Here is a 14,521-nt window from a genome sequence, read left to right on the forward strand (position 1 = left end):
ATAGTCCGGTATTTCAATACTTCAGAGTATATTGGCGACAGTATGCTGCGAAGTATTTTGCTCTTTAACAATCTGGAACAAGCTGAAAATTGAAACATGACGGCTGAAATTTGTCCCTCCGTAGAAGTACTGGGATAAAGAGTAACCTGTCATAGAGTCTCTCAAATGTTTGCAGCGCGAACGATGGAAACATCTTCGGGTTGTGAGGTTAAGTGACTAAGCGTACACGGTGGATGCCTAGGCAGTCAGAGGCGATGAAGGGCGTGCTAATCTGCGAAAAGCGTCGGTAAGGTGATATGAACCGTTACAACCGGCGATACCCGAATGGGGAAACCCAGTGTGTTTCGACACACTATCATGTCATGAATACATAGTGGCATGAGGCGAACCGGGGAACTGAAACATCTAAGTACCCGAGGAAAAGAAATCAACCGAGATTCCCCAGTAGCGGCGAGCGAACGGGGAGGAGCCCAGAACCTGAATCGGCTTGTGTGTTAGTGGAAGCGTCTGGAAAGTCGCGCAGCAAAGGGTGATAGCCCCGTACACTAAAATGCACAGGTCGTGAGTTCGATGAGTAGGGCGGGACACGTGACATCCTGTCTGAATATGGGGGACCATCCTCCAAGGCTAAATACTCCTGACTGACCGATAGTGAACCAGTACCGTGAGGGAAAGGCGAAAAGAACCCCGGCGAGGGGAGTGAAATAGAACCTGAAACCGTGTACGTACAAGCAGTGGGAGCACCTTCGTGGTGTGACTGCGTACCTTTTGTATAATGGGTCAGCGACTTATATTTTGTAGCAAGGTTAACCGTATAGGGGAGCCGTAGGGAAACCGAGTCTTAACTGGGCGATTAGTTGCAAGGTATAGACCCGAAACCCGGTGATCTAGCCATGGGCAGGTTGAAGGTTGGGTAACACTAACTGGAGGACCGAACCGACTAATGTTGAAAAATTAGCGGATGACTTGTGGCTGGGGGTGAAAGGCCAATCAAACCGGGAGATAGCTGGTTCTCCCCGAAAGCTATTTAGGTAGCGCCTCGTGAACTCATCTTCGGGGGTAGAGCACTGTTTCGGCTAGGGGGCCATCCCGGCTTACCAAACCGATGCAAACTCCGAATACCGAAGAATGTTATCACGGGAGACACACGGCGGGTGCTAACGTCCGTCGTGAAGAGGGAAACAACCCAGACCGCCAGCTAAGGTCCCAAAGTCATGGTTAAGTGGGAAACGATGTGGGAAGGCATAGACAGCCAGGATGTTGGCTTAGAAGCAGCCATCATTTAAAGAAAGCGTAATAGCTCACTGGTCGAGTCGGCCTGCGCGGAAGATGTAACGGGGCTAAACCATGCACCGAAGCTGCGGCAGCGACGCTTAGCGTTGTTGGGTAGGGGAGCGTTCTGTAAGCCGTTGAAGGTGGCCTGTGAGGGTTGCTGGAGGTATCAGAAGTGCGAATGCTGACATAAGTAACGATAAAGCGGGTGAAAAGCCCGCTCGCCGGAAGACCAAGGGTTCCTGTCCAACGTTAATCGGGGCAGGGTGAGTCGACCCCTAAGGCGAGGCTGAAAAGCGTAGTCGATGGGAAACAGGTTAATATTCCTGTACTTGGTGTTACTGCGAAGGGGGGACGGAGAAGGCTAGGCTGGCCGGGCGACGGTTGTCCCGGTTTAAGCGTGTAGGGGGTGTGACCTGGTAAATCCGGTTGCATATCAACCCTGAGGCGTGATGACGATGCACTACGGTGCAGAAGTAGTTGATGCCCTGCTTCCAGGAAAATCCTCTAAGCTCCAGGTAACATTGAATCGTACCCCAAACCGACACAGGTGGTCAGGTAGAGAATACCAAGGCGCTTGAGAGAACTCGGGTGAAGGAACTAGGCAAAATGGTGCCGTAACTTCGGGAGAAGGCACGCTGGCATGTAGGTGAAGTCCCTTGCGGATGGAGCTGAAGCCAGTCGAAGATACCAGCTGGCTGCAACTGTTTAATAAAAACACAGCACTGTGCAAACACGAAAGTGGACGTATACGGTGTGACGCCTGCCCGGTGCTGGAAGGTTAATTGATGGGGTCAGCCGCAAGGCGAAGCTCTTGATCGAAGCCCCAGTAAACGGCGGCCGTAACTATAACGGTCCTAAGGTAGCGAAATTCCTTGTCGGGTAAGTTCCGACCTGCACGAATGGCGTAATGATGGCCAGGCTGTCTCCACCCGAGACTCAGTGAAATTGAACTCGCTGTGAAGATGCAGTGTACCCGCGGCAAGACGGAAAGACCCCGTGAACCTTTACTATAGCTTGACACTGAACATTGAGCCTTGATGTGTAGGATAGGTGGGAGGCTTTGAAGCGTGGACGCCAGTCTGCGTGGAGCCATCCTTGAAATACCACCCTTTAATGTTTGATGTTCTAACTCGGCCCCGTGATCCGGGGTGAGGACAGTGTCTGGTGGGTAGTTTGACTGGGGCGGTCTCCTCCCAAAGAGTAACGGAGGAGCACGAAGGTTAGCTAATCACGGTCGGACATCGTGAGGTTAGTGCAAAGGCATAAGCTAGCTTGACTGCGAGAGTGACGGCTCGAGCAGGTACGAAAGTAGGTCTTAGTGATCCGGTGGTTCTGAATGGAAGGGCCATCGCTCAACGGATAAAAGGTACTCCGGGGATAACAGGCTGATACCGCCCAAGAGTTCATATCGACGGCGGTGTTTGGCACCTCGATGTCGGCTCATCACATCCTGGGGCTGAAGTAGGTCCCAAGGGTATGGCTGTTCGCCATTTAAAGTGGTACGCGAGCTGGGTTTAGAACGTCGTGAGACAGTTCGGTCCCTATCTGCCGTGGGCGTTGGAAGATTGAGAGGGGTTGCTCCTAGTACGAGAGGACCGGAGTGAACGCACCACTGGTGTTCGGGTTGTCATGCCAATGGCATTGCCCGGTAGCTAAGTGCGGAAAAGATAAGCGCTGAAAGCATCTAAGCGCGAAACTTGCCTCAAGATGAGTCTTCCCTGGGCCTTTAAGGCCCCTGAAGGAACGTTTAAGACTAAGACGTTGATAGGCTGGGTGTGTAAGTGCAGCGATGCATTGAGCTAACCAGTACTAATGATCCGTGAGGCTTAACCTTACAACACCGAAGGTGTTTTGGTGAGACCAGGACAATATTCAGCTTGTTTACAGATTGGTTCTGATGGCGACACGAAAGTGACGCGGTTGGAATGAAACAGAATTTGCCTGGCGGCAATAGCGCGGTGGTCCCACCTGACCCCATGCCGAACTCAGAAGTGAAACGCCGTAGCGCCGATGGTAGTGTGGGGTCTCCCCATGCGAGAGTAGGACACTGCCAGGCATCAAATAAAGCCGAAAGCCCTGAACTGACGTTCAGGGCTTTTTGCTGTGCGTAAAACGCAAAAAAGCGCAGCTACGGTGCGCTGCTTTCCCCAGCTTCTCTCCGATAACCAGCCAGAGAAAAGGCCCCGAAGGGCCTTTGATTAGGGTGTGTTTGCTTTTTTTCACTTATTATTCGGTTAATGCGAGCTGCCCTGAGAGATGCCCAGGCCGGTTTGCGAACGGACAAACTGAGCCCGGAAGCGTTCCCGCTCTTGCTGCCCGGCCAGTGAGCTGTCGGTGATCGAGAACAGCCAGGTGCCGACAAAGGCCACGATCATCGAGAACAGCGCCGGGTATTCGTACGGGTAAATCGGTTTCTCATGGCCGAGGATCTGCACCCAGATCGTCGGGCCGAGGATCATCAGAATCACCGCCGTCAGCAGGCCCAGCCAGCCGCCAATCATCGCGCCGCGGGTCGTCAAACGCGACCAGTACATCGACAGGATGATGATAGGGAAGTTACAGCTGGCGGCGATGGAGAACGCCAGCCCGACCATAAAGGCGATGTTCTGCTTCTCGAACAAAATCCCCAGCGCGATAGCGACCAGGCCAAGCACCACGACGGTGATTTTGGAGACCTTCAGCTCGTCGCGCTCGGTCGCCTTGCCGTTTTTAATCACGCTGGCGTACAGATCGTGGGAAACGGCCGAGGCGCCGGCCAGCGTCAGGCCTGCAACGACCGCCAGAATGGTGGCGAAGGCCACCGCCGAGATAAAGCCGAGGAAGAAATTGCCGCCAACGGCATTGGCCAGGTGCACCGCCGCCATGTTGGTGCCGCCCAGCAGCGCGCCGGTGGCGTCTTTGAACGCCGGATTGGCGCTGACCAGCAAGATGGCGCCGAAGCCGATGATAAAGGTCAGGATATAGAAGTAACCGATAAAACCGGTGGCGTAGAACACGCTCTTGCGCGCCTCTTTGGCGTCACTCACGGTGAAGAAGCGCATCAGGATGTGCGGCAGACCGGCGGTGCCAAACATCAGCGCCAGGCCGAGCGACAGCGCGGAAATCGGATCGGACACCAGCCCGCCGGGGCTCATGATGGCGATGCCTTTCGGATGCACCTTCACCGCTTCGGCGAACAGGGTATTGAAGTCGAAGTTGACCGACTTCATCACCATCAGCGCCATAAAGCTGGCGCCGGCCAGCAGCAGCACCGCTTTGATGATCTGCACCCAGGTGGTGGCCAGCATGCCGCCGAACAGCACGTACAGCACCATCAGGATACCGACCAGGATCACCGCCACGTGATAGTTGAGCCCAAACAGCAGCTGGATCAGCTTGCCGGCACCGACCATCTGCGCGATCAGATACAGCGCTACCACCACCAACGAGCCGCAGGCCGACAGGGTGCGGATCGGCTTCTGCTGCAGACGGTAGGAGGCGACATCGGCAAAGGTATAGCGGCCGAGGTTGCGCAGGCGCTCCGCGATCAGAAACAGAATGATTGGCCAGCCGATGAGGAAGCCGATGGAATAGATCAGGCCGTCATAGCCCGAGGTGTAGACCAGGGCAGAGATGCCGAGAAACGAGGCGGCGGACATGAAGTCGCCGGCGATCGCCAATCCGTTCTGCAGGCCGGTGATGCGCCCACCCGCGGTGTAGTAGTCCTGGCGGGAACGGGTGCGTTTGGACGCCCAATAGGTGATGTACAGGGTGGCGCCGACAAACAGGATAAACATCACTATCGCCTGGATGTTCAGCGGTTGACGATGCACTTCACCGCCGATAGCGTCGGCACGGGTCAAGCCGGGCAGCAACAGCAACGCGGCGGCGGATAGGGCGGAGCATAAGCGCTTCATTGTTTCACCTCACGCAGGATTTCTGCGGTGAGGCGATCGAACTCGCCGTTGGCGCGAAACACGTAGATCCCGGTCAAGACGAAAGAGATCACGATCAGCCCGACGCCAACCGGGATCCCGCGGGTGATGGTCGATCCGGCGGCGATCGGCGTGCCGAGCCATTGCGGATCGAAGGCGATCAACAGAATAAAGCCGACGTACAGCGCCAGCGTAATCAGCGAAAGCAGCCAGGCGAACCGGCCGCGTTTTCTCACCAGCTCTTTAAAGCGCGGGTTTTCTTCAATCCCTTGATAAATGGTGTCATTCATCAGAGTGTCTCCAGTAGGTATTGATAGAGTACGCCGCGCCAGGGCCGCTCAACGGCGCGTTATCCGAATGAGCGGCCTGAAGCGGCGTAAATTATGACGGCACTTTCATTGATTGTTTTTCTTCCAACAGCTTGTCGACTACGGCCGGATCCGCCAGCGTGGAGGTATCCCCCAGGTTGCTGGTGTCGCCGGCGGCAATTTTGCGCAGGATGCGCCGCATGATCTTGCCGGAACGCGTTTTGGGCAGGGAATCTGTCCAGTGCAGCACGTCCGGCGTGGCGATCGGCCCTATCTCTTTGCGCACCCAGTTGCGCACTTCGGTATAGAGCTCCGGCGTCGGTTCTTCGCCGTGGTTCAGCGTGATGTAGGCGTAGATCGCCTGGCCTTTGATGTTGTGAGGAATGCCCACCACCGCCGCTTCGGCGATTTTCGGGTGCGATACCAACGCAGACTCGATCTCGGCGGTGCCCAGACGGTGGCCGGAGACGTTCAGCACGTCGTCGACGCGGCCGGTGATCCAGTAGTAACCGTCCTCGTCGCGGCGGGCGCCGTCACCGCTGAAGTACATGCCTTTGAAGGTCGAGAAGTAGGTTTGCTCGAAGCGGTCATGATCGCCGAACAGGGTACGCGCCTGGCCCGGCCAGGAGTCGACGATCACCAGGTTGCCTTCGCACGCGCCTTCCTGCGGCGTGCCGACGTTATCGACCAGCGCCGGCTGCACGCCGAAGAAAGGTCGCGTGGCGGAACCGGCCTTCAGCTCGGTGGCGCCCGGCAGCGGGGTAATCATGAAGCCGCCGGTTTCGGTTTGCCACCAGGTATCGACGATCGGGCACTTCGCGTTGCCTATCTTGTTGTAATACCACTCCCAGGCTTCCGGGTTGATCGGCTCGCCGACCGAGCCCATGATGCGCAGCGAATCGCGGCGGGTGCCTTCGATCGCCTTGTCGCCTTCGGCCATCAGGGCGCGAATGGCGGTCGGTGCGGTATACAGAATGTTGACCTGGTGCTTGTCGATCACCTGCGACAGGCGATTGACGCCCGGATAGTTAGGCACGCCTTCGAACATCAGCGTGGTGGCGCCGCAGGCCAGCGGGCCGTACAGCAGATAGCTGTGGCCGGTGACCCAGCCCACGTCGGCGGTACACCAGTAAATGTCGCCGTCGTGGTAGTCGAACACATACTTGAAGGTCATCGCGGCGTAGACCAGGTAGCCGCCAGTGGTGTGCAGCACGCCTTTCGGCTTGCCGGTCGAGCCGGAGGTGTACAGGATAAACAGCGGATCTTCGGCGTTCACCTCTTCCGGCGGGCAGTCGGCGGAGACGCCCTGGGTCAGCTCGTGCCACCACAGATCGCGCCCTTCCTGCCAGTAACCCGGTTTTCCGGTGCGTTGAAACACCACCACGTTAGCCACGCTGACCACGCCGGGATTCTTCAGCGCATCATCGACGTTCTTTTTCAGCGGCACGGCACGGCCGGCGCGCAAGCCCTCATCGGCGGTGATCACTAACCTGGCATTGGAGTCGATAATGCGTCCGGCGACCGCTTCCGGCGAGAAGCCGCCGAAGATCACCGAATGTACTGCGCCGATACGCGCGCAGGCCAGCATCGCGACCGCCGCTTCCGGCACCATCGGCATATAGATAGCCACTACGTCGCCTTTTTTCACGCCGAGCTTTTTCAGCACGTTGGCGAACTGGCAGACATCGTGGTGCAGCTGTTTGTAAGTCACGTTCTTGGATTGGGTAGGATCATCACCTTCCCAGATAATGGCGGTCTGGTCGCCGCGTTCGGCCAGATGGCGGTCCAGACAGTTGGCTGACAGGTTCAGCGTACCGTCTTCAAACCAACGGATGCTGACATGCCCAGGATCGAACGACGTGTTTTTAACTTTGGTATAAGGTTTGATCCAGTCCAGGATTTTGCCATGCTCACCCCAGAAAGCCTCTGGGTCTTGAACCGACTGTTGATAATACTGTTGGTATTGTGCCGGATTAATCAGGGCGCGTTCTGCAATTGCAGAAGGAATAGCGTGTTTATGCAGTTGGCTCATAGCTTTTCTCCTTGAAGTTGTTAATGATATGTCAACTGAAGGTTAAGTATAGTTTGCTATGATTCTTTGTTTCTTTTTTGCGCGGCAGATCACGCAACAAAGATATTGATTTGTAATAGTTCTGTCGCATTTGCAGGGCGTATCTATCTCTTTGCCGTTTAAATCCTCATAAACCCGCGTTTTTACGCAAAAACACTTATCTAAAGAACAAAAAAGAATAAAAAAAGACGAGACCGTTTACCTCGTGCTTAATAGCGAGGGAAGACCTGAATTATTTCTCGCTATAAATCTTTTTGGATTATTTTTCGCTATTAATATTCGAAGTTGGTATTAACGAGATATAACGATGGACGGCACATCGTGAAATAACGTTTTATTAACCTTTAATTCCTGATGAAAGTACGGGTGATACCCTGGGGTATCAAGCCTGCTATATCGTTCGATTTTTAAGCAAAATATAAAGCAGCACTGCATTTATAGTGGAAAGTGTCACTCGGTCAATTCTCATTTATTTGACTTTTAAGTAACAAAATATAAACATTTGATGCGGACTAAATATGCAAAATGGACGAAAAATAACGCATTTCAATCACGTTCACAAAAACGTCGTCGGCGCGGTTATGTGCTTCATTGTATGAAAAATTATGTTTTTAATAACAAGCAATTATGCCGTTTGAAATAGTAACGCGAATTTTTTGTGATTCGATTCAGCGCTCAACCCTGACAAATCAAGGCTTGCAGAGCATGCCACCCGGATGATACAGATTTATACTGCGTTACACTCAGGGCAGGTGAACGCTTCCACTGAATTAACATAAGCCTGTAATAAATGATTAAGTATTCTTTTCTCCGTGTTGCGATTTTGTACGGCGAAAAGAGTCTTTGAGGACTTTTTGGGTATGAAAAGTGTAAAAATTAGCCTGGCTTGGCAAATCCTGATCGCGTTGGTACTGGGTATTATTGTTGGCGCGGTATTGCACAACCAGACCGAATCTCGTGAGTGGCTGGTCAGCAATATTCTCAGCCCGGCGGGTGATATCTTTATTCGTCTGATCAAGATGATTGTGGTGCCGATTGTTATTTCCACGCTGATCGTCGGTATTGCCGGCGTGGGTGATGCGAAAAAGCTGGGCCGCATCGGATTGAAAACCATTATTTACTTCGAAGTGATCACCACTGTCGCCATCGTGGTGGGGTTGACGCTGGCCAACGTATTCCAACCCGGCCACGGCATCGATATGTCGACGCTGACCACGGTCGACATTTCGCAATATGAGAAAACCACCGAACAGGTGCAAAGCGGTTCGCACAGTCTGGTGGCGACCATCCTGTCGCTGATCCCGTCGAACGTCTTCTCGTCGATGGCCAAGGGCGACATGCTGCCGATTATCTTCTTCTCGGTACTGTTCGGTCTGGGGCTGTCGTCGTTGCCGAAGGAGACCAAAGAACCGCTGCTGAAGGTGTTCAAGGCAGTGTCCGAGAGCATGTTCAAAGTCACTCATATGATTATGCGCTATGCGCCGGTCGGGGTGTTTGGCCTGATTGCTGTCACGGTAGCCAACTTCGGTTTCGCCTCGCTGCTGCCGCTGGCCAAGCTGGTGGTGCTGGTGTACTTCGCCATCGCGTTCTTTGCCCTGGTGGTGCTCGGGGCTGTTGCACGGCTGTGCAACCTGCGCATCTGGACGTTGATCCGCATACTGAAAGACGAACTGATCCTGGCTTATTCCACCGCCAGCTCGGAAACGGTGCTGCCGCGCATCATCGAAAAGATGGAGGCTTACGGCGCGCCCAAATCGATCACCAGCTTCGTGGTGCCGACCGGTTACTCCTTTAACTTGGATGGCTCGACCCTGTACCAGAGCATCGCCGCTATCTTTATCGCCCAGCTGTACGGCATCGAGCTGTCGTTGGGGCAGGAGATCGTGCTGGTACTGACGCTGATGGTGACCTCGAAAGGGATCGCCGGCGTACCGGGCGTCTCGTTCGTGGTACTGCTGGCTACGCTGGGCAGCGTCGGCATTCCGCTGGAAGGCCTGGCGTTCATCGCCGGCGTGGACCGTATCCTGGATATGGCGCGCACCGCGCTGAACGTAGTGGGTAACGCGCTGGCGGTACTGGTCATCGCCAAGTGGGAACACCAGTTCGATCGCAAGAAGGCGTTGGCCTACGAAACGGAGTTTCTGGCGCAGAAGGTGAAGCCGGCCAATCAGGCCTAATCACCGAGCAGCTCGGATGTTAAAAACGCCCCAGGCAGTTGTGCCGGGGCGTTTTGCTTTCTACCCGTCACTTTCTTTTCTCCGTCCCCACTGCACGACTTGCATCCCCGCTTAACAGAATCTAAAGTGTTACCAAATTAATAGAAATGATAATGGATGTCATTATCATTTTCATTTGATGATGTATGGAGACACGCAAAAGCCGTTGAACGGCGGGGTTACGCCCGTTCGGCGGTTTTATTCGGGCTTATCAAAGGTAGGTAACATGTCGGACACCGCTTTGGCCTCTGAATGGTTGCCGCTGGCGCCAGCGCAGCTTGATTTCTGGGAAGAACACACCTTGCACCCCGGGCAGACCCTGTCCACCGTCGCACACTGCACCGAACTGTGCGGCGCAGTAGAGGAAGAGGCGCTCTGCCGGGCGATCGCCGCCACCCTCGCCGAGACGCAGGCATTTGCCCTGCGATTTGGCGAGCGGCATGGCGACGCTCCACCACCATTACGCCACGATCCACAGCGCATACCGTTATTGCAACGTATCGATCTACAAATGCACGGCGATCCCAGGCAGGTAGCGCAAAGCCTGATGCACGAGGATATCGCGCAGCACCGTGCGCTGCACAGCGAGCCGTTAGCCGCTGCCTGGCTGCTCAAACTGGGGCCGGAGCGCTACCTCTGGTACGTGCGTGCGCACCATATTCTGGTTGACGGTTTCGGTATGGCGCTGATCGAACACCGCTGTGCCGCGTTATATGCACACTATCTGGGTGAAGGCAGCGCGGGCATTCCTCTGACCGCCTTCGATGCCTTTCAACAGGCCGAGCTGGCCTATGCTGATTCTGAACGCTGTGAGCGCGATCGGCGCTTTTGGCAAAGCTATCTGCCGCCGTCGCAGGCGTTGCCGACGGTGCGCAAAGGCGGTGAGGCCTATGGCGTGCGGCGTCTGAGCACCCACCACCGGCTGCCGGCGGTGGTATCACAGCGACTGGCGCAGCTGGCGGAGCGCAGCGGCATCAATTGGCCCGATTTGCTGGTAACGCTGTCGGCGGTCTGGCTGTTTCAGGTGATGCCGCGCTGTACTCGGCAGGGCGATACGCTGCCGATGTGGATGCCGGCGATGAATCGCCGCGGGCAGGCTGCCACCAACGTACCTTCGTTGGCGGTCAACACGCTGCCACTGCTGGTGTCGCCACCTCCGTCGGCGACGCTGGGGAGCTTTCTGACGACGATGGCACAGCAGCTGCGTGAGCTGCGCAGCCACGCCGGTTATCGCCTGCGCCAACTGGCCGCCGATCGTGGCGTGGATCCGGGCTCGCGCTTCTTTATTTCTCCCTTCATCAATGTGCAACCCTTCGATGCGCCCCGTTTTGCCGGCTGTAGCGGCATCCGCCGCGTGTTGGCCGGCGGTTCGGGCGACGGTTTTAACCTGACCTATCGTGGCTGCACCGACGCCCGCGATCTGCAGGTGGATATCGATATTTATCTGGAACAGTTCCCGACGGAGGATGCATTGGACTATGGTGAGGCGCTGCAGGAATTCCTGTTGCGCGCGCTGCTGCGGGATGCCTGGGAGCAACCGCTGGCGGCCCTGACGGCACTGCCCGCCTGATAAAATGCGGGCGGGGTATGTCCCCGCCCGAGTGGTATGGCTTCAGCTGATCAGCAAGGCTGCCACTTCGCGCGCGTTCTTGCACGGCAGGAGCGAACTGCCCACCAGCCGGGTGCCGAAAGCGGCATTGAGGCGCTCCGCCACCTGTTTGATATGCGGCAGCTTCAGCCCCATGGCGATAAACGCCGTCTCTTCCCCCCATTCCGGGCGCGGCGCCACGCCGATCGCCTGCCAGTAAATAGTCAGGATCTCTGCGCTACGTGCCAAAGGCGCATTTGGCGGCGGTGCCGCACAGGCGTTCAGCGCCGGCGCGGTTTGCTGGTGGCTCAGGTCGGCGCGGATGCGATGGCGGTCGGTTTTGCCGTTGGCGGACAGCGGCAGCGCCTCGGCATGGATAAAGCGCGTGGGAATATGGGTACAGGGTAGATAGCCGGTGGCGAACGCGCGTATCTCGGACAGCGGCAACGGTTTGCCGTCGCGGGTCAGATACAGAGCGCCGAGCGCCGCCTCGTTGTTCTCTCCGCTGGGGTAATCCACTACCGCTATGTCTTGGATCGCCGGATGGCGGCGCAGCACCTCTTCGATTTCCGGCAACGATACGCGTACGCCACGGATCTTCACATAGCCGTTCACCCGGGTGGCGAACATGATATTGCCGTCCGCCCGGTAGTAACCCTGATCGCCGGTGCGAAAAGCGCGCAGCGGTTGCCCGTCCGGCCCTTCGAGGATGACGAAATCGTGCTGCTTCAGCTCACCCTGCTCCAGGTAGCCCAACGCCAGGTTGACCCCGACGGTATGGATGCGGCCGACCACGCCGGCCGGGCAGTGGCTGCCGTCGTCATGGCAGATGAAGTAGCGGTTGGCCGGCAGCGGGCGGCCGTAAGGCACGGTGCCGCTCTCCTGCGGGGCGATCGGGTGCCAGATGCTCCAGATGGTGGTTTCGGTTGGCCCGCCGAGCGAGAACAGCGCGAGATCCGGGCGCAGGGTACGCAGGGTTTGTACCGTCGCCGGCTTGATGTAGTCGCCGCCTTGCGCCACCAGGCGCAGCGAACGCAGGCTGTCGGCCGTTTTGCAGGTGAGCAGCATCTCCAGAATGGCAGGCACCGAACACCACAGGGTGACCCGATGCTTTTCCACCAGCTGGTTCCAGCTGATGGCGTCTTTTTCCTGATGTGGCGCCGGCAGCACCAGCGTGGCGCCGGCGCACAGTGAACCGAACAGATCGAACATCGACATGTCATGGTGCGGTGGCGTGACGGAAATGAAGACGTCGTCGGCGGTGACCGCCCAGCGCTGCTGGGTCTGGTGGACGACGTTGGCGGTGGCGCGGTTGTTGAGCACCACGCATTTGGGCTTGCCGGTGGTGCCGGAGGTATACAGGTAGTAGCTCGCGGCCTGGCTGGCGCTGCGTTCAACCAGCGTCTGCTCATCCGGCAGCGCAGGCGCGCGATCCGCCGGCGCCTGCAGGTTCGCCGGCGTCACGCCAATGGGCGTCATCAGATCGCCGCCGTGCACCACCAGCGTCGGCCGGCAGTTTTCCAGCAGGTAGGCGGTGCGTTCCGGCGGCGAGTTGATATCGACAGGCACCCAGATTACGCCCTGTAAGGCACAGGCGAGGCTGAGTATGACCTGTTCCGGGCTGCGCGGCAGATACAGCGCCACCACGTTGCCCGGCTGCACGCCGCGGCTCTGCAGGTTGGCGATCGCCGTGGCGATCCGCTGACCCAGCTCGCGGTAGGTCAGCGTCTGTTCGCCGCAGATCAGCGCATTGCCGCCGTCTTGCGCGCCGAACAGCCGCTCGGCCAGCTGCGCCAGATAAGGATAAGGTGCGTAATTCGCTTCGCTGTCGTTGTGGCGATAATGCGTCAGGTCGATGAAGTCCCGCGGCGCGATCGCCAGGTCGGCCCGTTGGCAACTGTGCAGGATGCGTCGCTGCAATGCGGCCAGCATGGCTTCTACCTGTTCGCCGTGCAGCGCCTGCTCGGCGTAGTCAACGCACAGCTGCAGGTTTTTTTCGCTGTCCAGCGTCAGGCGAATGTCGATGGCGACCTGAGGCGTTTGGGTCAGGCCGTCGTGGAAGCGTACCGGCGCCTCGGCTGGCAGTGTCTCCCAACCCAGGCAGTTGGTCAGGATCACCGGCAGCGCCGGGCCGCCCTGGCTTTGGCCGAGCAACTGCCGCGCCAGATCGACGCCGGAAAACGTCAGGTGGTCGAGCGCGCCGAGCACGTCGTCCTGCAGGGCTTGCGCGCGCCGAATAAAGTCTTCGCCGTGGCGGGAATAGCGCACCGCCACGAAGCTGGAGGCGTTGCCCAGAGCGCCGTCGGCGGCGGGGAACGCCACCGGTACGCCGACACACAGCTCGCCGTCGGTGGTCCAGTGAGCCAACGTATCGAGGATCAGCGCCGACAGCAGGCTGTTGCGCAGCAGCGCATGCGGCGATCCCAGGCGGCCGAGCTGTTTTATCGTATCGCGCGGCAGCGTCAGGATGGCGCGGCGATAGCGCGACGAGGTGAGATTGGCGAGCGGGGCGCGCCACGGCAACGCCGACGGGGTGATGACATCCTGCAGCTTGTCGCGCCAGTAGGCGGCATCGGCCTGGCGTTGCGCCACCGGCGCGGCGGGGGGCGGCAGCGCGGCAGCGGTCGGCGCCAGAGGGCGATCGTCGAATAGGCGGACGATCACGCTGGAGATCCCCTGGCCGTCGAGGATCAACGCATCGAAGCTGGTGAAGATCAGCGTATCGTACGGCGATCCCGTCGGATCCTGCTGTTCGGCCTGTTGGATCACGGCGATGCGCCACAGCGGTTGGCTCGGATCGTGGCGCTGGTGGGAGTAACGATCGCGCAGCTGTTCGACCTGACGCTGCGCCGCTTCACCATCAAGGGAGCGCAGATCGTGGCGATCCAGATGCAGCGTCACCTCCGGGCGTACGTACTGCGTGCCGCGCTGCACATCGATGCAGGTGCGCAACGCCGGGTAGTGCTGTACCAGCTCGGTCAGGCGCGCTTCAAGGCGCGGTACGTCCAGCTGACGGGCGCGGTATTCGCGAAAGTCGTGCATCGCCACGCCGCCGAGCGGCCATCGATCGCTGCGGCCCAGAAGATAGGCCTGCTGCAGTGCGGTTAATGCTGTCTCCATGGTACTTCCCTATAGTCGCTAACCGATTA

General features: G+C 57.7%; 6 protein-coding genes and 2 rRNA genes. 4 read left to right on the forward strand and 4 right to left on the reverse strand.

Annotated features, from left to right (window positions below; genetic code table 11):
* The first annotated feature begins 206 nt into the window (after nucleotides 1-206).
* Nucleotides 207-3,109 (forward strand): 23S ribosomal RNA (locus tag EGY12_RS08740).
* Between the two features lie 106 nt (nucleotides 3,110-3,215).
* Nucleotides 3,216-3,331 (forward strand): 5S ribosomal RNA (gene rrf, locus EGY12_RS08745).
* A 178-nt stretch (nucleotides 3,332-3,509) separates the two neighbouring features.
* Here rrf and actP read toward each other — a convergent pair.
* The 3 genes from actP to acs all read right to left on the reverse strand — a co-directional run bounded on the left by actP (nucleotide 3,510) and on the right by acs (nucleotide 7,529).
* Nucleotides 3,510-5,171, reverse strand: coding sequence for a cation/acetate symporter ActP (actP, locus tag EGY12_RS08750; protein ID WP_123893162.1), 1,662 nt, complete (start codon nucleotides 5,169-5,171; stop codon nucleotides 3,510-3,512).
* Complete coding sequence (locus EGY12_RS08755; protein WP_004930047.1) at nucleotides 5,168-5,479, reverse strand: DUF485 domain-containing protein; 312 nt, start codon at nucleotides 5,477-5,479, stop codon at nucleotides 5,168-5,170. Before EGY12_RS08755 ends, actP begins: the two co-directional genes overlap by 4 nt.
* 91 nt (nucleotides 5,480-5,570) lie before the next feature.
* Entirely contained in the window at nucleotides 5,571-7,529 is a 1,959-nt protein-coding gene (gene acs, locus EGY12_RS08760) for an acetate--CoA ligase (protein ID WP_123893163.1), read from the reverse strand.
* 899 nt (nucleotides 7,530-8,428) lie between these two features.
* Between acs and gltP the strand changes: the two genes are divergently transcribed.
* Nucleotides 8,429-9,745 carry a glutamate/aspartate:proton symporter GltP gene (gltP, locus tag EGY12_RS08765; RefSeq protein ID WP_123893164.1) on the forward strand — a complete coding sequence of 439 codons (1,317 nt, stop codon included), beginning with the start codon at nucleotides 8,429-8,431 and terminating at the stop codon, nucleotides 9,743-9,745.
* A gap of 265 nt (nucleotides 9,746-10,010) precedes the next feature.
* Complete coding sequence (locus EGY12_RS08770) at nucleotides 10,011-11,354, forward strand: condensation domain-containing protein (RefSeq protein WP_123893165.1); 1,344 nt, start codon at nucleotides 10,011-10,013, stop codon at nucleotides 11,352-11,354.
* 42 nt (nucleotides 11,355-11,396) lie between these two features.
* Here the strand turns inward: EGY12_RS08770 and EGY12_RS08775 are convergent, their stop codons facing one another.
* A complete protein-coding gene (locus EGY12_RS08775; RefSeq protein ID WP_123893166.1) occupies nucleotides 11,397-14,492 on the reverse strand; it encodes an amino acid adenylation domain-containing protein in 3,096 nt (1,031 codons plus the stop codon).
* Between the last annotated feature and the right edge of the window lie 29 nt (nucleotides 14,493-14,521).

It is taken from the genome of Serratia sp. FDAARGOS_506, from assembly GCF_003812745.1.
In the GTDB taxonomy this organism is placed as follows: domain Bacteria; phylum Pseudomonadota; class Gammaproteobacteria; order Enterobacterales; family Enterobacteriaceae; genus Serratia.

Coding starts and splice junctions, on each gene's coding strand:
- gltP (WP_123893164.1), top strand. CDS start 8,429: ATGAAAAGTGTAAAAATTAGCCTGGCTTGGCAAATCCTGATCGCGTTG.
- actP (WP_123893162.1), bottom strand. CDS start 5,171: ATGAAGCGCTTATGCTCCGCCCTATCCGCCGCCGCGTTGCTGTTGCTG.
- EGY12_RS08770 (WP_123893165.1), top strand. CDS start 10,011: ATGTCGGACACCGCTTTGGCCTCTGAATGGTTGCCGCTGGCGCCAGCG.
- EGY12_RS08775 (WP_123893166.1), bottom strand. CDS start 14,492: ATGGAGACAGCATTAACCGCACTGCAGCAGGCCTATCTTCTGGGCCGC.
- EGY12_RS08755 (WP_004930047.1), bottom strand. CDS start 5,479: ATGAATGACACCATTTATCAAGGGATTGAAGAAAACCCGCGCTTTAAA.
- acs (WP_123893163.1), bottom strand. CDS start 7,529: ATGAGCCAACTGCATAAACACGCTATTCCTTCTGCAATTGCAGAACGC.